This window comes from Candidatus Amarobacter glycogenicus (assembly GCF_016704105.1).
Classification (GTDB): domain Bacteria; phylum Chloroflexota; class Dehalococcoidia; order Tepidiformales; family Tepidiformaceae; genus Amarobacter; species Amarobacter glycogenicus.
The window spans coordinates 69,028-95,692 of record NZ_JADJAT010000002.1; the positions used below are offsets into that span (position 1 = coordinate 69,028).

At 64.6% G+C, this 26,665-nt stretch carries 18 protein-coding genes, 1 pseudogene and 1 riboswitch; of the genes and pseudogenes, 16 read left to right on the forward strand and 3 right to left on the reverse strand.

The annotated features are described in order from the left end of the window. The first annotated feature begins 143 nt into the window (after positions 1-143). The gene (locus IPG14_RS05075; protein WP_343384453.1) at positions 144-914 is read left to right on the forward strand and encodes a response regulator transcription factor; all 771 of its coding nucleotides are present in this window, start codon (positions 144-146) and stop codon (positions 912-914) included. 71 nt (positions 915-985) lie between these two features. On the opposite strand, the gene IPG14_RS05080 is transcribed toward IPG14_RS05075, so the two are convergent. Beyond that, positions 986-2,089, reverse strand: coding sequence for a class I fructose-bisphosphate aldolase (locus IPG14_RS05080; RefSeq protein WP_343391090.1), 1,104 nt, complete (start codon positions 2,087-2,089; stop codon positions 986-988). Between the two features lie 222 nt (positions 2,090-2,311). Between IPG14_RS05080 and IPG14_RS05085 the strand changes: the two genes are divergently transcribed. The 5 genes from IPG14_RS05085 to IPG14_RS05105 all read left to right on the forward strand — a co-directional run bounded on the left by IPG14_RS05085 (position 2,312) and on the right by IPG14_RS05105 (position 7,912). Then, positions 2,312-2,974, forward strand: coding sequence for a response regulator transcription factor (locus IPG14_RS05085; protein WP_343384451.1), 663 nt, complete (start codon positions 2,312-2,314; stop codon positions 2,972-2,974). 1 nt (position 2,975) lies between these two features. Beyond that, the gene (locus tag IPG14_RS05090; RefSeq protein WP_343391091.1) at positions 2,976-4,235 is read left to right on the forward strand and encodes an ATP-binding protein; all 1,260 of its coding nucleotides are present in this window, start codon (positions 2,976-2,978) and stop codon (positions 4,233-4,235) included. A 116-nt stretch (positions 4,236-4,351) separates the two neighbouring features. Continuing rightward, positions 4,352-6,271: a 1-deoxy-D-xylulose-5-phosphate synthase gene (dxs, locus tag IPG14_RS05095; protein ID WP_343391092.1), complete on the forward strand. Its 1,920-nt coding sequence runs from the start codon at positions 4,352-4,354 to the stop codon at positions 6,269-6,271. Position 6,272: 1 nt separating this feature from the next. After that, a complete protein-coding gene (locus IPG14_RS05100) occupies positions 6,273-7,283 on the forward strand; it encodes a polyprenyl synthetase family protein (protein ID WP_343391093.1) in 1,011 nt (336 codons plus the stop codon). A gap of 41 nt (positions 7,284-7,324) precedes the next feature. After that, positions 7,325-7,912, forward strand: a complete 588-nt coding sequence (locus tag IPG14_RS05105) for a serine acetyltransferase (RefSeq protein ID WP_343391094.1) — start codon at positions 7,325-7,327, stop codon at positions 7,910-7,912. Here IPG14_RS05105 and IPG14_RS05110 read toward each other — a convergent pair. Beyond that, positions 7,905-9,344, reverse strand: a complete 1,440-nt coding sequence (locus IPG14_RS05110) for a glutamate synthase subunit beta (protein WP_343391095.1) — start codon at positions 9,342-9,344, stop codon at positions 7,905-7,907. The two genes, IPG14_RS05105 and IPG14_RS05110, sit on opposite strands and share 8 nt — an antisense overlap. Beyond that, positions 9,337-13,891, reverse strand: a pseudogene (gene gltB, locus IPG14_RS05115) (glutamate synthase large subunit). Before gltB ends, IPG14_RS05110 begins: the two are co-directional and overlap by 8 nt. Positions 13,892-14,143: 252 nt before the next feature. Between gltB and IPG14_RS05120 the strand changes: the two are divergent. The 10 genes from IPG14_RS05120 (at position 14,144) to IPG14_RS05165 (ending at position 26,579) form a co-directional block, all read left to right on the forward strand. Then, on the forward strand, positions 14,144-15,376 hold the full coding sequence (locus IPG14_RS05120) for a PLP-dependent aminotransferase family protein (protein WP_343384445.1): 1,233 nt from the start codon (positions 14,144-14,146) through the stop codon (positions 15,374-15,376). A gap of 41 nt (positions 15,377-15,417) precedes the next feature. Next, positions 15,418-15,549: riboswitch (cobalamin riboswitch) on the forward strand. A 143-nt stretch (positions 15,550-15,692) separates the two neighbouring features. After that, positions 15,693-16,793 (forward strand): prenyltransferase/squalene oxidase repeat-containing protein, encoded by a 1,101-nt coding sequence (locus tag IPG14_RS05125; protein WP_343391096.1) that lies wholly within the window; start codon positions 15,693-15,695, stop codon positions 16,791-16,793. 11 nt (positions 16,794-16,804) lie between these two features. Then, positions 16,805-17,893, forward strand: a complete 1,089-nt coding sequence (locus IPG14_RS05130) for an energy-coupling factor transporter transmembrane component T (RefSeq protein WP_343391097.1) — start codon at positions 16,805-16,807, stop codon at positions 17,891-17,893. Continuing rightward, positions 17,890-19,482, forward strand: coding sequence for an ATP-binding cassette domain-containing protein (locus tag IPG14_RS05135; RefSeq protein ID WP_343391098.1), 1,593 nt, complete (start codon positions 17,890-17,892; stop codon positions 19,480-19,482). The genes IPG14_RS05130 and IPG14_RS05135 overlap by 4 nt, the downstream gene beginning before the upstream one ends. Then, positions 19,469-20,305, forward strand: coding sequence for a hypothetical protein (locus tag IPG14_RS05140; protein ID WP_343391099.1), 837 nt, complete (start codon positions 19,469-19,471; stop codon positions 20,303-20,305). Before IPG14_RS05135 ends, IPG14_RS05140 begins: the two co-directional genes overlap by 14 nt. Next, positions 20,298-21,095: an ECF transporter S component gene (locus tag IPG14_RS05145; RefSeq protein ID WP_343391100.1), complete on the forward strand. Its 798-nt coding sequence runs from the start codon at positions 20,298-20,300 to the stop codon at positions 21,093-21,095. Before IPG14_RS05140 ends, IPG14_RS05145 begins: the two co-directional genes overlap by 8 nt. Positions 21,096-21,134: 39 nt before the next feature. Further along, entirely contained in the window at positions 21,135-21,968 is an 834-nt protein-coding gene (locus tag IPG14_RS05150; RefSeq protein ID WP_343391101.1) for an MBL fold metallo-hydrolase, read from the forward strand. A gap of 58 nt (positions 21,969-22,026) precedes the next feature. Further along, positions 22,027-23,241 carry a GNAT family N-acetyltransferase gene (locus IPG14_RS05155; RefSeq protein WP_343391102.1) on the forward strand — a complete coding sequence of 405 codons (1,215 nt, stop codon included), beginning with the start codon at positions 22,027-22,029 and terminating at the stop codon, positions 23,239-23,241. Positions 23,242-23,342: 101 nt separating this feature from the next. Next, positions 23,343-23,792 carry a hypothetical protein gene (locus IPG14_RS05160; protein ID WP_343391103.1) on the forward strand — a complete coding sequence of 150 codons (450 nt, stop codon included), beginning with the start codon at positions 23,343-23,345 and terminating at the stop codon, positions 23,790-23,792. 39 nt (positions 23,793-23,831) lie between these two features. Further along, positions 23,832-26,579 (forward strand): pitrilysin family protein, encoded by a 2,748-nt coding sequence (locus IPG14_RS05165; RefSeq protein WP_343391104.1) that lies wholly within the window; start codon positions 23,832-23,834, stop codon positions 26,577-26,579. Positions 26,580-26,665: the final 86 nt, after the last annotated feature.

Genomic DNA, 26,665 nt, shown 5'->3' on the forward strand with positions numbered 1-26,665 from the left:
CTTCCTGAACACGACTGACCCTATTAGGGAGGCGATCGCTGCCGAAGATAGTTAATGACACACCGGTAGGACTGCCCCTGGGGCGCTCCCTCCGGTACGACGAGTTCCCGGGCAACGCCGCGGGGACATGGGGGATGATGTTTATGGCGGACCGATACGACGAAGGCTTCCGCAGCCAGGTTGCCTTCGTGACTCACACACGCGAGTACCGATCCTCCGAAGTGCTGCCTGCGCTTGCGCGTCACGGCTTCACCACGACGGAGCGCCCACACGACCGTGAAACCGAACGGCTCATCAGCCAGTTCGACCCGGACCTCGTGGTCCTCGCGGTTGATCCCCGGCACGATGACGACGTGGCCCTGGTACGCCAGGTTGCGCGCGCTTGCAACGCAGCCGTCCTCGTGATGGCTCCTGGACCGCACACCAGCGGCATGAGCCTCGCGCTCGAAGCTGGCGCCGATGTCTGCCTGCGGGACACAGACGGCGTTGAACTCCTCAGTGCCCAGCTGAGCGCCCTTGCCCGGCGTAAGGCCCCGGCCCAGCAAGAAACGCGCGACGACGGCCCGAGCACGATCACCGTGCGGGACCTCGTCCTCGACTTCGACCGCTGCCAGGCCGTCCGCGACGAAGAAACGATCCCGCTGACGCCCACCGAGTTCAAGATCCTGGCTTACCTGGCGAAGAACGCCGGCAAGGTCGTCAGCCCGGTCGAGATCCTTCGCGCCGTCCAGGACTACACCTATTCAGACCGCGAAGCGCAGGAGATCGTCAAGGTCTACATCCGCCGCATTCGCCGGAAGGTGGAGCTGGACCCGGCGGAGCCGAGCTACATCGTCAACGTTCGAGGCTTCGGCTACATGCTCGAGCGCCGGGGAATCCTCCGCGCGGCAGCCCGCATCGCCGACGCCGCCTGAGTTCACCCGTCTTATGACAACAAAGAGGCCCGGCAACTGCCGGGCCTCGTTCTTGTTCGCACGAACCCGGGTCAGGCGACCGTTACGCCATCGCAGAGGTACACGTCCTGGATGGCGTTCAGGAGCGCGATACCTTCCGCCATCGGTTTCTGGAAGGCCTTTCGACCGCTGATGAGCCCTGTGCCACCGGCGCGCTTGTTGATGACTGCCGTCTTCACCGCCTCGGAAAGGTCGCTCTCGCCCGCGCTGGCCCCACCAGAGTTGATCAAGCCGACTCGGCCCATGTAGCCATTCGCCACCTGGTACCGCGCCAGGTCGATCAGGCTCTCGCTGGCGAGCTTTGTGTACATGCGGTCGTCGCTCTTGCCGTAGCTCACCCCGTTGGCATTCAGAGCCTTGAAGCCACCGTTCTGTTCCGGCAGCTTCTGCTTCACGATGTCCGCCTGGATTGTGACGCCGAGGTGGTTCGCCTGGCCGGTCAGGTCCGCGGATGTCTCATGGTTGACGCCGTTCACCTTGAACGAGGGGTTCCGCAGGTAGCACCAGAGCACGGTCGCCATGCCCAGCTCGTGCGCGTGGGCAAACGTCTCTGCGACTTCGACGATCTGACGGCCGCTCTCTTCGCTCCCGAAGTAGATGGTTGCACCGACTGCGGCCGCACCCATGTTCCATGCCTCTTTCACCGTCCCGAACATGATCTGGTCGAACTTGTTCGGATACGTCAGGAGCTCGTTGTGGTTCACCTTGACGATGAACGGGATGCGGTGGGCGTACTTGCGCGCCACAGAGCCCAGCACGCCGTACGTCGAAGCCACGGCGTTGCAGCCCCCCTCCATCGCGAGCCGCACGATGTTCTCGGGGTCGAAGTAAGCCGGGTTCTTCGCGAACGAAGCGCCCCCAGAGTGCTCGATCCCCTGGTCGACCGGGAGGATTGAAACGTAACCGCTTCCCGCCAGACGGCCATGGCCGGCGATCGCCTGCAGGTTCCGCAAGACCTGTGGAGTGCGGTCGCTCCCGGCCCAAACGCGGTCCACAAAGTCTGGCCCCGGCAGATGAAGACTTTCGCGGGGAATGGTCTGGCACTGGTGGCTCAGGAGGGTGTTCGCATCCTCCCCGAGGAGGTCGGCGATTCCCGAAAGGCTCAAACCGCGAGCCGGCGCTTCAGCGAGTACCATCTAAATCCCTCGAAACAAACGTGGGCGCCACGTGGGTCCCGAAATCGAATCATACCCCCATTCCGCCAGAACACCCATCGAGTCCGGGTCCCAGCGCAGCCGCGAAGAGCCTCACTCAATGCGGGAGCCAGGCGCCGGCACGGTGTCGAGAGATGTATCTTTACCTTTACTTCGGAGCCGCCCGACTACGGTGGTTCCAAGACCTGAGCGAGGAGTTCGACCATGCGCGTACTCGTTGTCGAAGACGAAGATGCAATCGCCAGCGCCATCGAGCGCGGCCTGACCAAGCAGGGCTACGCCGTTGATGTCGCTCACGACGGTGCCGAGGCACTCGACAAGGCAACCGTCAACACCTACGACGTCATCTGCCTGGACCTCAACCTTCCCCGGGTGGACGGTCTCGAAGTCTGCCGCCGCCTCCGCGAAGATCGCTTTGCCGGTGGAATCATTATGTTGACCGCCCGCAGCTCCATCCGCGAGCGAATCGAAGGCCTCGACTACGGCGCCGACGACTATCTCGTCAAACCGTTCGCTTTCAGTGAGCTTGCCGCCCGCATCCGGGCAATCACACGCCGCGAAGGCGGCCTGCGCGAGCCAGTCATCGACACTCGCGGCCTCGAGTTGGACCCCAACACGAACCGGGCCAAACGGGAAGGACGGGACATTCACCTGACTCCGAAGGAGTTCGCGCTCGTCTACTACCTTGCTCGCAACGAGGGCCGCGCAGTCCCCCAGGAAGAGCTCCTGGAGCACATTTGGGATGAACATGCGAACCCCTTCACCCAAACCGTGAAAGTGCACATGAACAACCTGCGCCGCAAGCTGAATGAGGGCTTCGACGATCAGCTCATCGAGACCATCCGTGGAAAGGGGTACGTTCTCTAGGGTGCATATCCCCGCGTTCACCCGGAGCATCCGCTTCCGGCTCACCGTCTGGTACTCCAGCCTTCTCCTCGTGTTCGGGGTCGCTTTCGTGCTGGCCCTCAACATCGCGGTGCGGCTCGACCAGCCGCGGGTGGTCAGCATCGAGAACATCCTCGCAGAACAGTACGCGCCCGAGGCTCCGGGACCCGGTGGGGCGTTAACGGGTCCGCGACGGACCATCACCCCGGGGCTCCTCGTCCGTGACGCCGAGGACCAGATCTACTCCGAGAACCTCGACCGTCTCCGGCTCTGGTCGCTCTTCAGCGTGGTTGGGCTCGCGGTCGCGTCCGGTGTCGGTGGTTATGTCCTATCCGGCATGATGCTCCGCCCCGTGCGAGACATCACCGAGGCCGCGGCTGAAATCACCGCCTCCAACCTTGGTAAACGCATCAACTACGAAGGCCCCAAAGACGAACTCTGGGCCCTCTCCCAAACGTTCGACTCGATGGTTGACCGGCTCGAGCATTCCTTTGAGCGTCAGCGCCAATTCGTCCAGGACGCCTCCCACGAACTCCGGACGCCCCTCGCCGCAATCCGGACGAACATCGAGGTCACGGAGATGGATCCGGATGCGAGCGTTGAGGAATACCAGGACCTCCTCGCCACAATCAAGGGCCAGACCGACCGGCTGACTCGTCTCAGCGAAGACCTCTTGCTCCTGACCAGGGAAGACCACGACCGTCCCGAACGCGAACCGGTCGAGCTCGGAACAATCGCCCGGGAGGTCATCCGCGAAATGCAGCCGGTCGCCCAATCCCGGAACGTCTCCTTGAACGTCACTTCGGCCGACGGCATCGAGGTCGTCACCAACCCGGACCTGCTCTACCGCAGCGTCCTGAACCTCGTGGACAACGCCATCAAGTACTCTGGCGAAGGAAGCGCGGTCACCGTCCGCACACGGCAGGAAAGTGCCAGCGCACTGATCGAAGTCGCGGACAACGGTGCCGGCATCCCTCCTGAGAACCTTGGACGCATCTTCGACCGTTTCTACCGCGTCGACCGTGGTCGGAGCCGCCGCGAAGGTGGCACGGGCCTCGGCCTGGCGATCGTGAAGGAGCTGGTCGAGTCCCTCGGAGGAACCGTAAACGTCTCCTCGGACGTCGGGAAGGGCACGGCCTTCACTATCGCCTTACCGGCTTCACGACCGCTCGGGCGCACCGAGCGAAGCGAGGCAATCGCCTCTGCCGAAACGGCACTGTCCATCTCGGCCGGGCAAGGTTGACCCCCACCCGGTGCGAACGTACGTTGAGCTTTCGTATACCCGCGCCCGCGAGGTAAGCAGACGTACCGCGCAGCGAGTCGGTACGTGGCCTACTTAGTTGCGGAGGGAACCACAGGTTGACCGAGATTCTCGATCGTATTGACGGCCCCAGAGACCTCCGCGGGCTCACGTACGAGCAACTCGAACAGCTCTCCGATGAAATCCGCCACTTCCTCGTCGACACCGTGGACTGTATCGGCGGCGGCGGCCATCTCGCCTCCAATCTGGGCGTGGTCGAACTCTCCATCGCCCTCCACCGCTTGTTCGATACCCCGAAAGACAAAGTCGTCTGGGATGTCAGCCATCAGGTCTACGTCCATAAGATCCTGACCGGCCGCAAAGACCGCATGACGAGCATCCGCCAGTTCGGCGGGCTCTCCGGTTTTTCCGATCGTACCGAAAGCGAACATGATGTGTTCGGCGCCGGACATGCGGGCACATCCATCTCCGCCGCTGTGGGAATGGCCGTCGCCCGTGATCTCAAGGGCGATGACTACTACTCCATCGCCGTCATCGGCGACGGCGCTATGACTGCCGGTATGGCTCTGGAAGCGATGAACCATGCCGGTCATCTCCGTACCCAGAAGCTCATCGTCGTCCTCAACGACAACGCCATGTCGATCTCGCCCAACGTTGGTGCGCTCAGCAAGAACGTGAACAAGATCCGCGTCGATCCGCTCTATCGCAACGCCAAGCGCGATCTGAGCGAGTTCGTCGAGCACCTCCCGCTCGGCCGCCAGGTCTGGCAGGGCGCTAAGCGAGTGAAAGCCAGCGTGCGTGACTTGCTCGTCCCTGTGACGTTCTGGGAGCAGTTCGGCTTCGAGTACTACGGGCCGATCGACGGCCACAACATCGCGGAGCTCGAGGCGACCTTCAACGCGATCAAGCGAGTCCCCGGCAAGCCCGTCCTGCTCCATATTCTTACGGAGAAAGGCCATGGCATCCCGGAGGCCGCCGCCGACCCGATAAAGAGCCACAGCGGCACGTACTGGTTGAAGAAACCTGCGGCGCCCGACGCCCCGAAGCCCAAACCGAGCTACAGCCAGGTCTTCGCCGAAGCGACCCGGGAGCTCATCGAGTCCGATCCCCGCGTCGTCGCCGTTACCGCCGCGATGCTCGAGGGCACGGGCCTCGCTCCCGTACATGCGAAGCACCCGGACCGCGTATTCGATGTTGGCATCGCCGAGCAGCACGCGGTGACCTTTGCCGCCGGACTCGCAACCGAAGGCATTAAGCCTATCTGTGCCATCTACTCGACCTTCCTGCAACGCGGGTTCGACTCGGTCGTCCACGACGTCGTCGTTCAGGGCCTTCCCGTGGTCTTCGCGATGGATCGTGCGGGATTCGTCGGCGACGACGGCAAGACGCACCAGGGTTTCATCGACATCAGCTTCCTCCGCTGCCTGCCGAACATGGTCATCGCCGCCCCGAAAGACGAACGCGAACTGCGCGACTTGCTCTACACGGGGGTCAACCACAGCGGCCCGTTCGCCCTGCGCTACCCGCGCGGCTCCGGCCCGGGTGCCTCAACGGTTGAGCCAATGAGGCAATTGCCCATCGGCCGCGGCGAAGTCCTGCGCGAAGGCCGCGACGTTACGCTCGTAGGGTTCGGCACGTCCGTCTCGGAGTGCCTGCTCGCTGCCGGCATCCTCGAGCAGGCAGGCATCGATGCGGCGGTCATCAACGCGCGCTATGCCAAACCGCTCGATGAGGAACTCCTCCTTCGCTATGCGCGGACGACAGGCGGGCTCGTCACCGCTGAAGAAAACGTCCGCGCGGGTGGCTTCGGCGATGCGGTGCTGGAACTGCTCGCCGATAACGGCCTGGCCACGAAGAACCTGGCCAACCTCGCGATGCCGGACCAAATCGTCGACCACGGTCCACAGGCCACCTTCCGCCAGATCTATCAGCTCGATGCGGCCGGGATCGCCGCACGCGCGAAAGCGCTGCTCGGGGCCTCTCCATCCGTGCCTCTCGTCACCCTGGCAGCGACCTGAAATGCCCGCTCCCCTTCCGGTAGCCCTCGCGCGGCACCTGCCGGCGGTCGAGACTGCCTTGCAGTCCGCCCTCGCCGACGGTCCTGCTGAACTTGTCGAGATAGCACGGTATGTCCTTGGCTGGCAGGACGAACTTGGCAGTGCGGTCACCACCGGCGGCAAGCGCATTCGCCCCGCCCTCTGCCTCTTTGCCGCCACGCTGTTCGGCAGCCCACCCGAAGTGGCACTCCCGGGAGCCGTCGCCGTCGAGCTCATCCACAACTTCTCCCTCGTGCACGACGATGTTCAGGATCGCGACGCCGAGCGGCACTCGCGCCCAACGGTCTGGGCGTTGAAGGGAGAGGGACAGGCGATAAACGCCGGCGACTTCCTGATCACTCGGGCGGTGTCCGCCCTCCTGGACGGCGCAGGACCGGCGAGTCGCCGTCTCGCCGCGCTGGCAGTCCTGAACGACGCAATGGCGCGGATGATATACGGCCAATGGCAAGACATTGCCTTCGAGTCACGCGAGAGCGTCACGCCGGACGAATACCTTGAGATGATCCGCGGGAAGACGGGCGCACTCCTCGGCGCGCCCCTGGCGATGGGGGCGCTGCTCGCGGGTGCGGACGAACACCAGGCCCGGACGCTGCAGCGCTGGGGCGAGACCGTTGGGCTGGCATTTCAGGTCCAGGATGACTACCTGGGAATCTGGGGAGATCCTAACCAGACCGGTAAATCCACGAGCAGCGACATCCTCAGGCGAAAGAAGACGCTTCCGGTCGTCCACGGCCTCGCTGGTTCTGCGGCACACACGATCCAGCGTGCTTATGCCAGCGCCGTTATGTCTGAAGATGAGCTTTCGGAAGTTGTCGGCGCGCTTGACGCCGGCGGCTCCCGTGAGTACTCACGGTCCGAGGCTGACCGCCTCGTCGCCGAAGCCGGCGCCCTGCTGGCGGCTTTCGAGCTCCCGGAGACCGTCCGGCAGCAGCTCCGTGAAATCGGCGCCTACCTGGTCGACCGCGACCGTTAGGGCAGATTGCCCGTTTGCCGTTGCTCCCATAGCTTCTCGCTGTGTTCGAGAACGTCCGCGAAGACATCCGCATCGGCGTAGCCTGGCACAGTGTGCCGGGAGTTCGCCGACTCCTCGGTGAGCGTGCGGAGACACTCGCTGCGGTTCTGCTGTCGAACGAGCTCCAGGTCCTGCTGGTTTACCGCTTCCAGGCGTGGGCCCGCGCACACGGAGTGCCCATCATTCCGTTCTGCTGCCGGCGGCTGACCATGGTGCTGGCTGGTGTCTCTATCGGTGACCATGTGCAAATCGGGCCAGGCCTCCTCCTCAATCACGGTCACGTCATCATCGACGGTGAGGTGACGATAGGGCCGGACTGCTCCATCTCGCCGTTCGTGACACTCGGTCTGAACACCGGCGGCCCGGATGTCAGCCTCGTTGGGCCCAAGTTCGGGAGGTTCGTCTTCATCGGGACCGGCGCCAAAGTCCTGGGTCCTGTGACAGTCGGCGACAACGCCCGGATCGGTGCGAATGCAGTCGTCATGATCGACGTACCGGAGAACTCGACTGCGGTCGGCGTGCCCGCACGCATCGTGTCGCACGAGCGACCGCTGGGGCGGGCTTCACGCAGCGACGCCGGCTCTAATTGATCGGGAGCAGCGTCTCGCCCATCAGGTACTGGTCGATGCCCCGCGCCGCTGCACGGCCCTCGGCGATAGCCCAGACGATCAGCGACTGACCACGGGTCATGTCGCCGGCGGTGAAGACGCCCGGCACGGATGTCATCTTGTTCTCGTCGCCCCGCACGTTTCCGCGCTCGGTCAACTCCACGCCGAGTTGTTCCAGCATCCCCGGCTTTTCTGGCCCAAGGAATCCCATCGCGAGGAAGATCAGGTCGACCGGTTCAGTGAACTCCGAACCCGGCACTTCTCTCATGACCTGGCGGCCATCCTCGCTCACAAATTCCACCCTCACCGCATGGAGCGTGGTTAGCTTCCCGTTCTCGCCCGAGAGGGACTTCGTCATCACGCTGTAGTCCCGAGCGCCGCCTTCCTCGTGTGCCGAGGAGACCCGGTAGATGTTGGGGTAGGTCGGCCAGGGATTGTCGCTCGATCGCGACGCAGGCGGCTTCGGGAGGATTTCATACTGCAGGATCTCACGCGCTCCCTGCCGAAGCGCGGTCCCAAGGCAGTCGGCGCCGGTATCGCCACCACCGAGAATGATGACGCGCTTGCCCTCCGCCGAAATGAACCTGGACGCAGGGATCTCGTCTCCCGCGTTCCGTTTGTTCTGCATCGGCAGGTACTCCATGGCGTAGTACACGCCTTCGAGCTCTCGGCCGGGTACCTCAAGGTTGCGTGCGTGCGTGGCGCCGCCGGAAAGACAGACCGCGTCGAATTGCGCGAGAAGTTCGCGCGCGTCGATGTCCCGGCCGACATTCACGCCGGGCCTGAACACCACGCCCTCCGCCGCCATCTGTTCCATGCGGCGGTCCAGGAATCGCTTTTCCATCTTGAAGTCAGGGATCCCATACCGCATGAGTCCGCCGATACGGCTGTCTCGTTCGAACACCGTCACTCCGTGCCCGGCGCGAGCGAGCTGTTGTGCCGCGGCGAGGCCGGCGGGCCCAGAACCGATGACCGCCACGGTCTTACCCGTCTTCACCCGGGCCGGTTGCGGCTTCACCCAACCCGCAGCGAAAGCGTGTTCGATGATGGTCAGCTCGACCTGCTTGATGGTGACCGGGTCGCTGTTGATCCCGAGGACGCATGCCCCCTCGCACGGTGCGGGACAGAGCCGCCCCGTGAACTCCGGAAAGTTGTTGGTCGCGTGCAGCCGTTCAATGGCGTCCTGCCACTTGTCGCGGTACACGAGGTCATTCCAGTCGGGGATGATATTCCCAAGGGGACACCCCTGGTGACAGAACGGGATGCCGCAGTCCATGCAGCGCGCCGCCTGTTGCTTGAGATGTGAAACCGGGAAGTCCTCGTAGACTTCCAGCCAGTCGTGGACGCGCGATTCAACCGCCCGGCGCGTTGGCGTTTCCCGCTCAAATTCAAGGAACCCGGTCGGTTTAGCCACGCCCCACCCCCGCGGTCTCGCGGTCCTCATCCGAGGCGCGCGTCCGTGCTGCATCCAGCACCCGGCGGTACTCCCGCGGCATCACTTTCACGAACCTGGTGGCGAGCACCGGCCAGTCCCGGAGGATGCGCTGCGCGACCGTGCTCCCCGTGTATTCCAGGTGCCGTTCGAGCAGCCCCTGGACCAGGTCGAGGTCCTCGTGCTCTTCCAGCCGTTCGAGCCCAACCATCTCCATGTTGCAGCGCTCCGGGAAACTCCCGTCTTCATCGAAGACGAAGGCGATCCCGCCGCTCATGCCGGCGCCGAAGTTCCGGCCCGTCTTACCGATGACGACTGCCCGGCCGCCGGTCATGTACTCGCATCCGTGGTCGCCCGTCCCCTCCACCACGCCCACGGCGCCGCTGTTCCGCACCATGAAGCGCTCTCCCGCTACTCCACGGAAGAACGCAGCTCCTCCCGTCGCGCCATAGAGCGCCACATTCCCGACGACGATGTTCTCTTCGGGAACAAAAGGCGAAGTGGGCGGTGGGTAGACGATGACTTTTGCCGCCGGAAAGCCCCTTCCCGACGTAGTCGTTCGAGTCCCCCTCAAGCCGCAGCGTGATACCGGACGGGACGAACGCGCCGAAGCTCTGGCCCGCCGAGCCCCGGAAGAGAATATCGATCGTGTCGTCCGGCAGCCCTGCGGCGCCGTACTTGCGAGTCAGCTCGCTCCCCAGCATGGTCCCCACGGTCCGGTTCTCGTTGCGGATGTCCATCTCGAAAGAGACCTTCTCCCCGCGTTCCAGGGCCGGCTTGCACAGCTCCAGGAGTTGGTTGTCCAGCGCGCGGCTCAGGCCGTGGTCTTGGTCCGCAACCCGGCGCACCGGGACACTCGCAGCATTCTCAGGCCGGTAAAGGATCGCCGAGAGGTCGAGTCCCTGCGCCTTCCAGTGATTCACCGCCCGCCGCACGTCGAGCAGGTCGCTCCGTCCGATCATCTCATCCAGCGAGCGGAAGCCCAGTTGGGCCATGTAGCCGCGGACCTCCTCCGCGATGAAAGTGAAGAAGTTGACGACATGGTCGGCTTTCCCCGAGAACTTCTCCCGCAATTCCGGGTTCTGCGTCGCGATGCCAACCGGGCACGTGTCCAGGTGGCAGACCCGCATCATCACGCAGCCCATGACCACCAGCGGCGCGGTCGCGAAACCGAACTCCTCGGCGCCCAGCAACGCACCCACGATGACATCGCGGCCCGTCTTCATCTGGCCGTCAACCTGGACAACAATCCGATCGCGCAGCTTGTTCAACACCAGTGTTTGCTGCGTCTCGGAAAGGCCGAGCTCCCACGGGATGCCGGCATGCTTCAGAGAAGTCAGCGGGCTCGCGCCTGTGCCACCGTCGTGGCCGCTGATCAACACGAGGTCGGACTTCGCCTTTGCCACGCCCGCAGCGACGGTGCCCACGCCCACTTCCGCGACGAGCTTCACGCTGATCCGCGCTCGAGGGTTCGAGTTCTTCAGGTCATGAATGAGCTGTGCAAGGTCCTCGATAGAGTAAATGTCGTGGTGAGGAGGTGGGCTGATCAGTCCAACGCCGGGCATCGCGTGACGGACCTCTGCGATCCACGGATAGACCTTCGCCCCCGGAAGTTGTCCGCCTTCGCCGGGTTTCGCGCCCTGGGCCATCTTGATCTGGAGTTCGTCGGCGTTGACCAGGTATTCGCTCGTGACACCGAATCGTCCCGAAGCAACCTGTTTGATCGAGCTTCGCCGCAAGTCACCGTTCGCATCCCGGGTGAATCGCCGGCGGTCCTCGCCACCTTCGCCGGTGTTGCTGCGGCCACCGATGCGGTTCATTGCGATCGCGAGCGTCTCGTGGGCCTCGGCGCTGATCGATCCGAACGACATCGCCCCGGTCGCGAAGCGCTTGAAGAGACTCTCAACCGACTCGACCTGCTCGATGGGCACCGGCGGCCGGTCCGGCCTGAATTCGAACAGCCCCCGGAGGGTACACATTCGCTCGGCCTGGTCATCCACGAGCTTGGTGTACTCGCGGAAGATGTTGTACTGGCCGGTCCGCGTCGCGTGCTGGAGCTTAAACACCGTGTCCGGGTTGAAGAGGTGGAACTCTCCGTCGCGCCGCCACTGGTAATGGCCGCCCCATTGAAGCTCGTGCAGGCTGCCGTCACGGGGCGGATAGGCGCGCTGGTGGTGGGCGAGAGCTTCGATAGCGACCTCATCGATACCGATCCCGCCGATGCGCGAAACCGTCTTCGTGAAGTACCGATCGATGAAGACATCCGAAAGACCTATGGCCTCGAAGATCTGCGCTCCCCGGTAGCTGTGAATGGTCGAGATGCCCATCTTGGACATCACCTTCACTACGCCCTTCTTGATCGCCTTAAGGTAGTGGTGTTGCAGGTCCTCGACGGAGATGCCTTCATCGATGTACCCATCCTTCTGGACCTGGGCCAGTGAATCCAGGGCGAGGTAGGGGTTGATCGCGCCCGCGCCGTATCCGATCAGCAGGGCGAAATGATGAACTTCGCGCGCATCGCCCGTTTCGACGATCAGCCCGACCTGGGTGCGCTTCTTCTCTCGAATCAGGTGATTATGTAATCCCGCGACTGCCAGCAGCGAGGGGATCGGCGCATGTTCCGAGTCGACGCCCCGGTCCGAGAGGATCAGGACCTTCGCCCCGCCCTCGATGGCGACGTCGGCGGCCTCGAAAAGGGACTGCATCGCCGGCTCCAGACCCGCAGGGCCTGCCATCACCGGAAAGGTCATCGGCAGGACGGTCGCGCGAAGCGCGTGATCCTTCAGCGACTTGAACTTCGCGAGTTCTTCGTTGCCGATGAACGGGCTTTCCAGGCTCACCAGGTGGCAACTTTCGGGCTCCGGGTCGAGGAGGTTGCCCTCGGGGCCGATGACCGTTTTCACGGAAGTCACAAGTTCCTCGCGGATCGCGTCCAGAGGCGGGTTCGTTACCTGGGCGAAGAGCTGCTGAAAGTAGTTGTAGAGCGGCTGTGGTCGGGTCGAAAGCACGGCCAGCGGGGTGTCGGTTCCCATGGAGCCGAGCGCTTCTTCACTGTTCTTCGCCATCGGCCCCAGGATGTACTTCAGGTCCTCGATGGAGTATCCGAAAGCAATCTGTTCCCGCAGAAGCGTTTCCGTGTCGGGCGCCGGCAGAGCCTCGGCCTCCGGGATTTCATCGATGGAGACCAGGTTCCGCTTCAACCAGTCGGCATATGGCCGCTCAGTCGCGAGCCTCCCCTTCAGTTCGGCATCGTCGATGATCCGGCCTTCTTCCATGCTCACCAGGAACATCTTTCCCGGCTGCAGGCGCCCCTTGTGGACGATCTTTTCAGGCGCGATCGGCAAGACACCGACCTCCGACGCCATGATGACGATGTCGTCGTCGGTCACGTAATACCGCGACGGCCGGAGCCCGTTGCGGTCGAGGGTCGCCCCGATGTCCTTGCCATCCGTGAACGCCACGGAGGCGGGGCCGTCCCAGGGCTCCATCAGGCAGCTGTGGTATTCGTAGAAGGCCTTCTTCTCCGCGCTCATCGATTCATGGCCCTGCCAGGCCTCGGGGATGAGCATCATCATCGCGTGGGCGAGTGGGCGCCCGGCGAGGACGAGCAGTTCGAGCGCCTGGTCGAGGCTCGCCGTGTCGCTCCCGTGCTCGTTGATGATCGGAAGGATCTTGTGAATGTCTTCGAAATGCGGCGATGCGAACAGCGCCTCGCGCGCAGCCATCCAGTTGCGGTTGCCGCGAAGCGTGTTGATCTCGCCGTTGTGCGCAACCATTCGATACGGGTGGGCCAGTTCCCAGCTCGGGAAGGTGTTCGTGCTGAACCGCGAATGGAACATCGCCATCGCGCTGATCACGTGCTTGTCGCTCAGGTCCGGGAAGTACTCACGGAGCTGGATAGCCGTCAACATCCCTTTGTAGACGAATGTCCGACAGGAGAGACTCGCGAAGTAAAACCAGTCCGCTTCCTTGATCCCCCAGCGGTCGATGGCCTTCTCGAACCGCTTCCGAATGACGTACAGGCAACGCTCGAACTCGTCTTCCGTGGTGACATCGCTTCCCCGGCCGACGAAGACCTGCTGGATGAACGGCTCCGCCTCGAGTGCCGTTTGCCCCAGCGAGGCATTGTTTGTTGGGACTTCCCGCCAACCGAGGAGATGCTGGCCTTCCTCTTCGACGATCGCCGCGAAGAGCGCCATTCCCTGCGCACGGGCGCGGGCATCCGGCGAGGCGAAGAAGAGGCCGGCGCCATACTGGCCGGCCTCCGGTAGTCGAATGCCAAGCTTAGCGCACTCTCGGCGGAAGAATTCGTGGGGCGTCTGGATCAGGATGCCCGCGCCGTCACCCGTGTTCGGCTCGCTGCCCGATGCACCGCGATGGTTCAGGTGCTCCAGCGCGCTGAGACCGTCGTCCACGATCTGATGCGAACGATGGCCCTTCAGATGGACGATGAACCCCACGCCGCAACTGTCGTGCTCGTGCTCCGGGCGGTATAACCCTTGCGCGGACGGCAAATGCGGATGGCCCATCGTCGTCTTCCTCAAAACGTGTTGTTACTCCAGGAGCTCTCTCGTTTTGCAATGGCGATGCCCCTGCGGTGCCCGATTAGATTCGGTCCGCAGATTGTGAAAACAATCGCAATCACGAGCAAGCAACTGGGTGAGCCAGCAGTATAACTCAATCGTCAAGCCATCCGTCGAGCCCCACGGACCCGGACGCTGCAGATAACTGCCTGAGACGCGTGCTAAGGTATTCCGACCTCTACTCCCCGGACGGAAGCCATGGCCGACCTCTTTTGGACCCCCGAACACCTCGAAGAGATGGTGAGTGCACGCTCAAGGATCCTGGGCCCGCAGGTCTGGGCCGCGGCAACGCCCGATCCTCGCCACCTGATCTCTTTCGCGGGCGGCCTGCCCGACATCCCATCGCTGCCCGGCGAGCAGCTCCTGCGTGCCGCGAGGGCCGTCATCGAGCGCGAACAGAAGGAAGCCCTGGAATACGGCGGGACCTTCGGCCCCCTCCCGCTCAGAGACGCGATTGCCGAGCGTTCTTCGCGAATCGAGGGGATTCCACTCACCCGGGATAACGTGATCATCGCTTCGGGCTCCGCGCACGCCATCGGGATGGTCTGTGAAACCCTCCTCGACCCTGGCGATGTCGTGATGGTCGAAAGCCCGAACTTTCCCGGCAGCATGCGCACGATCCGTTCGTTTGGCGCCACACAGGTCGCCATTCCCATGGACGAGCAGGGGATGCGCTGCGACATCCTCGAAGACGAACTCCAGAAGCTCGCGGACCAGGGGAAACGGGCAAAGTTCATCTACTGCATCCCGACGCATCAGAACCCGGCCGGCTGCACGCTCCAGCTCGACCGGCGCGAGAAACTGCTGGAACTCGCCCGGCGCTTTAACACATTCGTGCTCGAAGACGACGCCTATGGAGAGCTCTGGTTCGAACAGACTCCGCCCCCTTCGGTCTTCGCCCTGAGCAACGGAGACCACGGGATCAAGGTCTCCAGCTTCTCCAAGATCATTGCTACCGGACTGCGGATGGGCTGGATCATGGGCCCGCCCGCACTCATCAGCCGCGTGGCTGCCCTTCGCTACGACATGGGGAGCAGTCCATTTCTTGGCCGCGTCATCGCCGAGATGATGCGCAACGGCGACCTCGACAGGCACATCGAAAACCTGCGCGGCATCTACCTCCGCAAACTGGAACGCGTCGAAGACGCACTCGCTCGCTACACGGCGCCTTACGCCACCTACACCCGTCCTCTCGGCGGCTTCTTTCTCTGGCTGCAGTTGCGGCCGGGCCTGAATTCCCGCGACGTTCAGATGGCCGCCAACGAAAAAGGGGTGGTTGTCGGGCAGGGGCCGCAATTCTTCGCCGATGGCAACGCCACAAACCACATTCGCCTCGCTTTCAGTTATGTCGCGATGGAAGAGATCGAGGAAGGCATTCACCGGCTTGGTGAGGCCATGGCCGAAGTCGCCGCCCGCACCGCCGCGAAATGACCCTTGACCGGCTGGCCAGGAAGTTGGACAGTCCGGGGTGACAATCGAATATCGGAGAGGGTCCTTCTTTCGGGAAGGAACCGGGGCAAGCCGGTGTGATTCCGGTGCTGTGCCGCAACTGTGAGGCCCCTTCGGGCCGAGCCAGAAAACCCTCCCTCCTCCGCCGCCGATGATCCTTCGTGCAGAAAGGGGTCGGAGTGATGGTTACTATTACCTGAACCCGCCAGCCCTGGCGGGTTCTTCTGTTTACCCGCCCAACAGTCTTGCCTCCGCCTTCAACGGCACAGTGGACTTTGGGGTTCTTATGTTTCGTCGTTTGCTCTTCGCCGCCGCCGCGGCTCTGGGTGTCCTCCCGGTGCTCGTGGCCACCGCCGCTCTGCCGGAAACCAGTGCTGTCCTCTCCGGCTCAGCCTTCATCAAGTCGATCCAGGATGCCGACGGGTCGTACGGCACGACCGACCTGGGACAGAACGTCGATGCAGTCTTCGCCGTCCGCGCCGCCGGCTACGACCCGGCTAAGGACCTGGTCGGGGGCAACGGGCCTGTTCAGTTCTTGACCGCCAAAGTTACCGGGGTGGCTTCTCCCGCTGCGGCGGCAAAGGCCGCTCTCGGCGCCAGGGCACTCGGGATGAACCCGAAAGCCATCGCCGGGATCGATCTCATAGCCCGCGTGAACCAGGGCTACGATCCCGCGAAAGGAACCTACGGCGGCGACGACTTCAGCCAGTCTGTCGCGATGCTGGGGCTCGCCTGCACCGGGAACACCGTTCCTCCGGCAGCCGTGGCCGCCCTGAAGTCCACCCAACTCGCCCCGGGCGGCGGCTGGGGGTTCGGCGGATTCGCCGACCCGGACACGACCGCCATCGCTCTCCAGGCCCTCCTCGCCAGCGGCACTCCCAAAACCGATTCCGCTATCACGAAGGCCTTCGCCTACCTGAAGTCTTCCCAGGGCAACGATGGGGGCTGGGGCTTCGACCCATCGGAGTCGAATGCGTCGTCGACCGCCTACGTTATCCAGGCGCTTATCGCGCTTGGCGAGAACCCGGACGCCGCCGGCTACGAAAGGGGCGGAGTCACGCCGGTGCAGTTCCTGGTGTCCCAACAGCAGCCCAACGGCTCGTTCAAGGGGTTCGACGCCGCCTATGCGACGAATCAGGCGCTTCCCGCCCTCGCCGGCCGGACCTTCTGCAACGCCCCCGATTCGCCGGTTACGCGCACGCGCCCGGCCGCCGCTGCCACCCCCGTTCCGTCTCCGTCCGCGACGCCCGTCGCTTCGCAGACCGCAGCGCCGAAGCCGCCGTCCACCGGGACCGGGGAACGGTCGAAAAGTGCCGGTGGGTTACCTGCTATCTCCGGGATCGCAGTCCTCTGCGCAGGTGCTGCGGCACTTTCCGCCGGCCGCTGGCGGCGCCGGTAGCGGGGTACTCGATGCATACGGGAGCATGGGTCGCCTGGGTAACGCTGGTAACCGTGGTGGCGCTCGCCACCACCAACCCGCTGTATCTCGCGGTCCTGCTCCTCTGCATCCTCCTGGTCGCCACGCTGGCTCCCCGGACTGCGACAGGGGTCGCCAGCTTCCGGGTCATGGCGCTGTTTGGTTCGTCCATGCTCGCGGTCTCGATCGTTGTGGCAACCATCAACGGGAGCTACGGCGACCACATCCTCTTCACGATTCCCGGGCCGGAGATGCCGGAGTGGCTGGGCGGCCTCCGCTTCGGCGGCCCGGTGAGTGCGGAGGGCTTCGCTGCGGCCGGGATTCGGGGCCTCGCGATTCTTTGCATCTTCCTCGCATTCGGTGTCTTCAGCGGCGCTGTGAGCCCGTATCGCGTCCTCCGGATCACTCCGGGTGCCCTCTACTACGCCAGTCTCGTCCTGACCGTGGGGCTCACACTCCTCCCATCAAGCATTGAGGACCTGCGCCGGATCCGCGAGGTTCGCGCGCTTCGCGGTGCCCGGAGTGGCCTCCGCGAGCTGCCGTCACTGGTCGTGCCCGCGGTCATCAACGGGCTGGAACGCTCGATGCAGCTCGCTGAGGCCATGGAGGCACGTGGCTATGCAGTGTCCAGAGCTCCCGGTCGGTCCGCGCGATTCGCAGCGGCTGCTTCGGCTCCGCTGCTTCTCGCGTCCGCCTGGCTGTGGTTCTACAACAGCTCCGGCAAGCCCGCCGGTGCGCTGTGCGCGGCAGCTGGCCTCGCCGCACTGGCATGGTGGTTCTGGAAAGCCCGTCGCTCTCACGCAGCGACCACTTTCGCCGCGGAGGAATTGCCACGATCCCAGGTCGTCACGATCGTGGCATCAGGCGTTGTGGTCGTGATGATCGCCGTCGCCCGTGCTGCCGGCTTCAGCACTCTTGGCTACAACCCCTTTGCGGGACTGCAGATGCCCGGCTTCACACTGGCGGAGGCTGGGCTCGTGGCCTCCGTCGCATGGCCTTCGGTCTTCCTTCTCGGTCGGCCAGCGCTCGCGTCGCCGCCGGATGCACCGGTCGCCACCGCTTTCGCCGAGGGTGCACCATGACGCTCGCCGCCGCCGAGTCTGTGACGTACACCTATCCTCGCTCCCTCGAGCCCGCGCTGGCCGACGTATCAGTGCATGTCAGGCCGCGCGAGTTCTGCCTGCTGTCGGGGCCGTCCGGCGGCGGGAAGTCCACGCTCCTTCGCCTCTTCAACGGTCTGATCCCGCAGTTTCACGGCGGGGTCATTTCTGGGCGGGTCACGGTCGCCGGATTCGACGCAATCCGCACGTCCACAAGGCAGCTCGCAACCGTCGCGGGGATGGTCTTCCAATCGCCGGAGGCGCAGGCCGTCGCCGAGACGGTGGTGGACGAAGTGGCCTTCGCGATGGAACAGCGTGGCATCACGCGCGCGGAGATGCTCCGGCGTATGGACCTCGTCCTCGCGGAGATGGGCATCGGCCACTTGCGCCACCGCCGGCTCGCGACACTCTCCGGCGGTGAACGCCAGAGGGTCGCCGTCGCGTCCGTCCTCGCCCTGGAACCGGCGATGCTCCTCCTCGATGAACCGACTTCCCAACTCGACGAGTTCGGCGCGGCCGCGTTACTGCGGATGGTGGTCGAACTGCAAGCCACCCGCGGCATAGCGGTCCTCGTGGCTGAACACCGCCTCGAGCGGATTCTTCCGTCCGCGACTCGCGTCATCAACGTTGTCGCTGGTCGAGCCATGTCGCTGGCTCCCATCGACGCACTCTCTGCGCTCGACGACGTACCGCCGGCGGCTGGACTGGGCCGTCTCCTCGGCCTGGCGCCACGCCTGACGCTTGAGGAGACGCGGGCCGCTCTTCCCCGCGGCCTCGCGGCGCGGCCGCGATCCGACGCAACCCCCGGAGACGTCCTCCTCGCCGTCGACGGTCTCGCCGTGGACCTTGGAGGCCAGAGGGTGCTCCGGGACATCTCCATGGCGCTACGAGAGGGCGAAATCGTCGCCCTCATCGGCCAGAATGGGAGCGGCAAGTCGACCTTCTTCCGGGCTATCACCGGCCTCGCCCGCGCGGGCGCCGGCTCGGTCGCGTTTCCTGCGGCAGGCCGGGACCAACCTCGCTCAACGCGCGAAATCACCGGCCGCGCGGGCCTGGTCCCCCAGGATCCATCGATCGCACTCTTTCGCGAGTCGGTGCGGGACGAACTCGCCGAAACGCTTGCCCTTCGCAACGGCCATCGTCCATCGGCATCCCGCGTTGCCGGGACGCTCGAAGCATGGAACATCGCCGAGTTCGCCTCCAGGAACCCGCGTGACATCTCGGTGGGCCAGCAGCAGCGTGTCGCCGTCGCAGCAATGCTGGCGCACGAGCCCCGCATCTGGCTGCTCGATGAACCCACGCGGGGTGCGGACCAGGCCGCCAGGCTGCAGCTTGCAGGACGCCTCCGCCGCCACGCTTCGTGCGGGGGCGCTGCCATCATCGCGACCCACGACATCGAGTCCGCAGCCCAATTCGCCACCCGGGTGGTTACCCTGGACGCCGGGGTGGTGCTCTCGGACCTGCCCGCTCGCGAGGCCTTCGCTGCCAACGGGCCACACCCTACCCAGGTCGCTCGGCTCGTGCCCGGTGCGGTGGCACTCGATGAGGTGGTGTTCGATGTCGCCATCTAAGGCTGCGCGGCTGGCGATTCTTGGCCTTGTCGCGACCATCTCCAGCGCGTTTCCGCTTTCGGCGCTCGCCGACGGCGAAGCTGGCCTCGTCATCCAGGACGGCGAGAACGTCCGGACGTACTGCGTCGCCTTTGCCGGAGAGAGCATCAGCGGCGACCAACTGCTCCAGTCGGCTGGCCAGCCATTCGACGCCTACGGTGGCGGAAGCGGGCTCGCACTCTGTTCGTTGGCTGGGAAGGGCTGCGACGACGCCCACTCGTTCTCGTCCTGTTTCTGTCAGTGCCAGGGCGGCGACTGCACCTATTGGGCCTTCTTTACGAGGGCCTATGGGAAGAATTGGGTGTACTCCTCGCTCGCCTTCAACCTCCTGAAGGCGAAGGATGGCGAGGTCCATGGATGGAAGTGGGGCGCAGGCAGTCCGAACAGCGCCCCGGCGCCCAAAGACGTCTCCTTCGAACAGGTCTGCGGCCACTCCCCTCGGGGTGGTGCCGCCCCGGCGACCCCAACGGCGCCACCGGTGGTTGTCGCCGTCTCTCCGGCGCCGCCCGCTCAAGTGCCGACACTGTCGATCGGGGCGCCAGGCACGAGCGCGGCCTCGACTTCCACGATGCCGCCGGGCGCTTCGCCTTCGGCTCTCGTGACAATCCCGGGGTCTGCGAGCGTCCCCCAGCCAACCGACGCGGGCCCTACCGCGGTCGTTTCAGGTGCACAGGGCGCCAGTGGCGGTTCTTCCGAAGGCACGCTCCTTGCCTTCGCCACGATCGTGGCGGTGCTCGCCGCAGCGATTGTGGCGGCTGCCATTTGGAGGGCCCGCCGTGGATAGCCCGCTCGGTCGCAAGCTCGATCCGGGGGTCGTGACGTTCGTCGTCCTGAACATCGTCGGCCTCCTCGCCTACCTGAATCCCTTCTTCGCCCCCGGGCTACACGAAGACGGACTCCAGTCATTCGCACACAAGACGGATGCTCCCATTGTCTTCGCCGCCGCCGCCACGCTCTGCCTCGTCCTCGCCGTGGCCGACCTCACCGCGGGTGGGCTGAACAGCAAGTCGCTGGCCGCGCTCGGCGTGCTCGCGGCGCTGGCCGCCGTACTGCGGACCATCACGCTCCCCGCGGGAGCGAACCTGTACTTCTTCCTGGTGATCCTTGGCGGCTACGCGTTCGGTTTTCGGATGGGGTTCCTGCTCGGCGCGCTGTCGTTCTTCCTTAGCGCGGTCGTCACCGGGGGATTCGGGCCATGGCTCCCCTTCCAGATGTTCGCCAGCGCCTGGATGGGATCGAGCGCCGGCGCCCTCAGGCTCGTCACCGTCCACGCCGGACGCCGCACCGAAGTCGCTGCCGTGGTGGCCTTCGGCATCGTCTGGGGCCTCCTTTTCGGAGCCATCACGAACCTTTGGTCATGGCCCTTCTTCAGTGCCGGCCCCGACATCTCCTACGAAGCCGGTCTTGGCCCCGTTGAAACCGTCCGCCGCTACTGGAACTACTACATCCTCACGAGTTTCGGGTGGGACCTGCTCCGAAGTATCTGTAACGCAGTCATCCTTGTGTTCGTCGGAGGACCGCTCCTGCGCGCTCTCGTCAGGTTTCGCGAACGGTTCAGCTTCGAACTCCACTAACCCTCCGGGCGCGTAAGATCCGCCCCCGGAGGTATCCCCATGAACACCGTCACCATCGGCGCGGTCAAAGTGACCCCCCTGCTCGACACCCGCCTCCTCATGTACCCGCCGATGTTCTTGCCCGACCATGTCGAGGAATTCGTGGCCGAGTACCGGCATCAGGCCGATGAGCGCGGCCTGTTCCCCATGGCGATCACCTGTTTCCTGCTCCGCTCTGCCGGGAAGACCATCCTGGTCGACACCGGCGTAGGCCGCCGCCGCCGTCCGAACATGCCGATTGGCCACCTCAATGACTCGCTCGCTGGTGCGGGTTTGGATCCCGGCGAAGTCGACATCGTCCTCAACACCCACATGCACGTCGACCATGTAGGTTGGAACACGGTCGACTCCGCGGATGGCACGCCTGAGATCTTCTTTCCGAAAGCCCGGTTCTGGTTCCAGCAGTCCGAGTGGGACTTCTGGATGCAGCCCGAACGTCTGCAGGACCCGGCCAACGCCCACCTCGTCGACTGCGTCGTACCCCTGCGAGACTCCGGCCGGATCACCTTCGCCACCGGTGAACAAGCGATCGACGAACACCTCACCTACGTTCCGACACCGGGCCACACCCCGGGCCACGTCGCAATCGGCATCGTCTCCCAGGGCGAACGGGCCGTCATCGTGGGCGACGCCTCTCACCACCCCGTGCAGCTCCTTCACCCCGACTGGTCCCCGGCCTTTGACAACGACCCTCTCCTCGCCGGCAAGACGCGTGAATGGCTGCTCGACTGGGCCATTGACGAGCAGCGGCTCTGGATGGCGGGTCACTGGGAACATCCCGGCATCGGCCGCCTCCTCCGGCTCGATGGAAAGCGGACCTTCAGGGCACTCTGAGGCTCCTCGCCGCTCGGCTATACTCGCCGTTCGCGCTGCCGCGCCCGGAGATGCCGCCATGGCCGTTGAGATTCGCGCCCTTCGAGACGCTCAGGAACTGGACCAGTACCAGAAGAACGTCAACTACGTATTTGCCTCGGCCCCTTCGCCCGATGACGACCTCACCAGGCCGGCCGCCGACTGGACGACATGCGCCCTCGTCGACGGCCGGCTCGCAACCACCCTCGCCACACTCCCCTTCACCGTCAGGCTCAACGGCAACCCCGTGAAGATGGGTGGCGTTACTGCCGTCGGCACCCTGCCGGCCTACCGTCGCCAGGGTCTTCTCCGCCAGGTCATGACGAGCGCCCTCTCCACCATGCGCGACCGGGACCAGTCCCTCGCCATCCTCTGGGCGAGCATGGGCGCCATCTACCAGCGGTTCGGCTACGGCCTTTCGACCGGGCAAGCGCGATACTCCTTCGACCCCCGCGTCGCACAGTTCAACGGACCCGGCTCGCCCGATGGCACCGTCGAGATGTACGAAAAAGAAGAAGGCTTCCCGTTCGTCAAGCAGAACTACATCCAGTGGGTCCAGGATAAGAACCTCGGCATCCACCGCTCGACCATCCTCTGGCAGGCCAGCACGCTTCGCGCGAACGTGAAGGAGCATCCCGTCTACTGCGCCGTCTACCGCAACACCGACGGCGAAGTCACAGGCCACGCCATCTACCAGACGAAAGAAGGCAACTTCGCCGATCCTGGACCGGACCAGGTCATGGACGTCTCCGACTTCATCGCCCGTGACATGGACGCGTACCGCGCACTCTGGGACTACCTCCGTGCCCACGACCTGGTGCGCCGCATCGACATGCGTGGCGTCGCCGAAGACGACCCCGCGCCGGAACTCCTGCTCGAACCCCGGGTCCTCCAGCGCAAGACCTCGGATGGCATTTGGATGCGCGTCGTCGATGTCGAAAAGGCCCTCCCGCAACGCCCATACGGTGCTCGCGGCGAACTGACGATCGGGGTCCCGGAAGACACCGATTGCCCGTGGAATGTGGGGACGTATCTGTTGGAGACCGACGGCCAGACCACGTCTGTCCGTCGGACGGACCTCAGTCCCGACATCACCGTCACGCCGAACGTCCTCGCCTCGCTCATTTCCGGCTACCGGCCCGCCAGCCACTTCGCCCGGGCCGGGCGGCTCGTCGCGAAGGACACCGCGGCGCTGCGCACCGCCGACACCCTCTTCCGCACCGAGTACGCGCCCTACTGCCCGAACGGGTTTTAGTGGATCAGGGCGAGAAGACTCAGGCATCGTCTGAGTCCCCACGAAGTCCATCGCTCCACCAGACAAATGCTTCGGGGACTTGGGGGTAATATAGAAGCGGTATGAATATCGCCCCGCCCTGGCTGTTCGTCCCTGCCGTCCTGCTCCTCGCTGCGACGATCGGGGCCGTCGCAGCCGCGGCATACTCAGCATTCGGCGCTGACGCCACCACACAGGGTCAGGCGTTTGGCGAGCCGGTGTACGGGCCGGAACGCCCATCCGACGAGCAATTGGCGGCCCTGGCCGACGGCCACGTTTCCAGAGACGAGATGATTCAAGCACTGAACCGGGCGGCGGACTGCATCGAGGCCGAAGGCTTGCAGGCGGTCCGGCCCGGGCACCCCCAGCTCGAAGGGAACCTGGTGTTCATGAGGTTTACCCCCGAAGGCGTCGACCCCGCGGTCGGCGCGGATGCGTTCCGGCGCTGCAGCGAGCGCCACAGCGCCAACTTGTCCTCGAAGTATCAGGTCCAACGCGAGGCAGAAGGTCGTGCGGCGCCCCGGCCCGAGTAACTGATTCGTAAGAACTCCCGGGCGGTTACGATAACCTCCATGCCGCCCGTACTCCCGTTCCCCGCCCTCGAAACAACCCTCCCCAACGGCCTCCGCATCATCGCGCTGAACACTGGCTTCCCCAACCTCGTCTCGCTCCAGATCCCCGTACAGACCGGCTCCCGGAACGAGGTCGAGTCCGGCAAGTCCGGCTTCGCCCACTTCTTTGAACACATGATGTTCCGTGGCACCGAGCGTTTCCCGGCCGAGGCCTACCAGGAAGTCATCACTCGTGCTGGCGCCCGCCAGAACGCCTACACCACCGACGACTACACCAACTACCACATCACGTTCGCGAAGGAAGACCTGGACCGCATCCTCGAGCTCGAAGCCGACCGCTTCATGAACCTGCGCTACACCGAGTCCGACTTCAAGACCGAAGCGCGCGCCATCCTCGGCGAGTACAACAAGAGCGCCGCCGACCCGCTGACCAAGCTCTTCGAAGTCCAGCGCCAGCACGCCTACACCACCCACACCTACAAGCACACCACCATGGGCTTCATCGCCGACATCGAAGACATGCCCAACCAGTTCGAGTACTCGCGCACGTTCTTCGAACGCTGGTACCGCCCCGAATACGCCACCGTCATCATCGCCGGCGACATTGACCCCGAGGCCGCCACCGCGATGGTCGAGAAGCACTGGTCAAGCTGGCGCCCTGGCAGTGGGACGCCCGTCCCCGTTCCGCCCGAACCGGCTCAATCTGCCCCCGTTGTCGTCCACCACCGATGGGACTCGCCGACCCTGCCATGGGTCACCATCGGTTTCCACGGGCCAGCCTTTTCCGCGACGGAGAAGGAGTACGTCGCACTCGATTTCGTCTTTGACCTTCTCTTCGGGGAAACATCCGACCTCTATCGTCGCCTCGTGGAACGCGAACAGGTCGTGGACCAGCTGTTCCCGTACCTGCCCGCGTCGCAGGACCCGGGGCTGGCTACGATCATGGCCCGCGTCAAGCGCCCCGAGGACACCGTCTACGTCCGCGATGCGATCGCCCAAACGCTCGCCCAGGCGGTTTTCCGGCCCATTCCGGCAAAGCGTCTCGATGACGCGAAGTCACATGCCCGCTACTCCTTCGTACGGACGCTGGACAACTCGGAGTCCATCGCCTCGACGCTCGCCCGCTACGTCCGTTTCGAACGCCGTTATGACACGTTAAACGACCTCTTCGAGACCTACGATGCCTGCACCCCGGACGACCTCCTCGCCGTGGCGCGGAAGTACCTCCAGCCTGCGAACGTGGTCGTCGCGACGCTCTCGCATGACCCGCTGCCACAGGCCATGACAGTCGTCCCGGAACTGACCGCGCCCGTTCACTCGGCTACCGCGATCAAGACCATCGCGCTCCCAACGCCATCGCCGCTCGTCCGCTTTAAGCTCCTCTTCACCACAGGTTCGTCCGACGACCCTGCAGCAAAACACGGCCTCGCCGCGCTCGCCGCGTCGATGATCACCGAGGCCGGGAGTTCGGAGTTGCCGTTCGATGAGATCACCCGCGCGCTCTTTCCCCTCGCCGCATCCTTTTCGGCGCAAGTCGACCGCGACATGACCACGTTCACGGGCGTCGCCCATCGCGACACGCTCGACCGGTTCCTCGAAATCGCCCTGCCGCAGCTCCTCTCGCCCGGATTCCGCGAGGAAGATTTCTCGCGTTTGAAGGCGCAGCACCTCAACGAGCTGACGCAGGACTTGAGGTCGAACAACGAAGAGGAGCTGGGGAAAGAGCGGCTCCAGGAACTCCTATTCGCCGGGACGCCGTACGGTCACACCACACTCGGCTCCATTTCCGGGCTTACCGCGATCACACTGGACGACGTGCGTCAGTTTGTCTCCCGCCACTACACCCGGGCCAACCTGGTTCTCGGCATCACCGGGGACATTGCGCCCGCCGCGGGAGACGCGCTCAAACAGGCCCTCGGTGCACTGCCCGAAGGCAAGCCTCGCCTCGCTTACCCCGTCACCGGCAACCAGCCGCACGGGCTCCGCGTGGAGGTCATCGAGAAGGACACGCGCTCGGTCGGGGTCTCGATCGGTCACCCCATCGCCATTCGTCGCGGCCACCCCGACTTCGTCGCGCTGTGGCTCGCCCGCGCCTGGCTCGGTGAGCACCGGGCATCCAACGGCCGCCTCTACAACCGCATCCGGGAAGTGCGCGGGATGAACTATGGCGACTATGCCTACATCGAGGCATTCCCCCGAGGCATGTACCAGTTCTTCCCCGACCCGAACCTCGGGCGAAGGGCCCAGCTATTCGAACTCTGGCTCCGGCCGCTCCGCCCCGAGCAGGCGGTCTTCGGGCTCAAGCTCGCCCTCTTCGAATTGCGAAAAATGGTGGAAATCGGCATTCCCACGGAGGAATTCGAAGCCACCCGCGAATACCTGGCGAAGAACGTCTTTGTCCTCACAAAGACCCAGGACCAACAACTCGGCTATGCCCTCGATAGCGACTGGTACGGGATCCCCGAGTACACCGGCTACATCCGCGAAGAACTGGCGAAACTCACGGCCGAGCGCGTGAATGAAGTCATCCGGGCGCACATCTCCCCGGACAACCTCCAAATCGTCATGATCTCGGCGAACGCCGCGGCCCTGCGCGACCAGCTTCTCTCCTCGGTGCCGGCAACGATCGCATACGACGGCGAAAAAGCCGGCCCCCTGCTGGTCGAGGACCGCGAAGTCGGAGCGTATCCACTTGGGTTGGCTCCTGAGCACATCCGGATCACGCCGCTGGACGCCGTCTTCGCCTGAACCCGCGAAGCCCTGGAGTGCCAGTGGCGCCAGGCTGGTCGCTATAGCTGGGATCGGCTCGGTGGCCTGCCCTGATGGAGGTATCC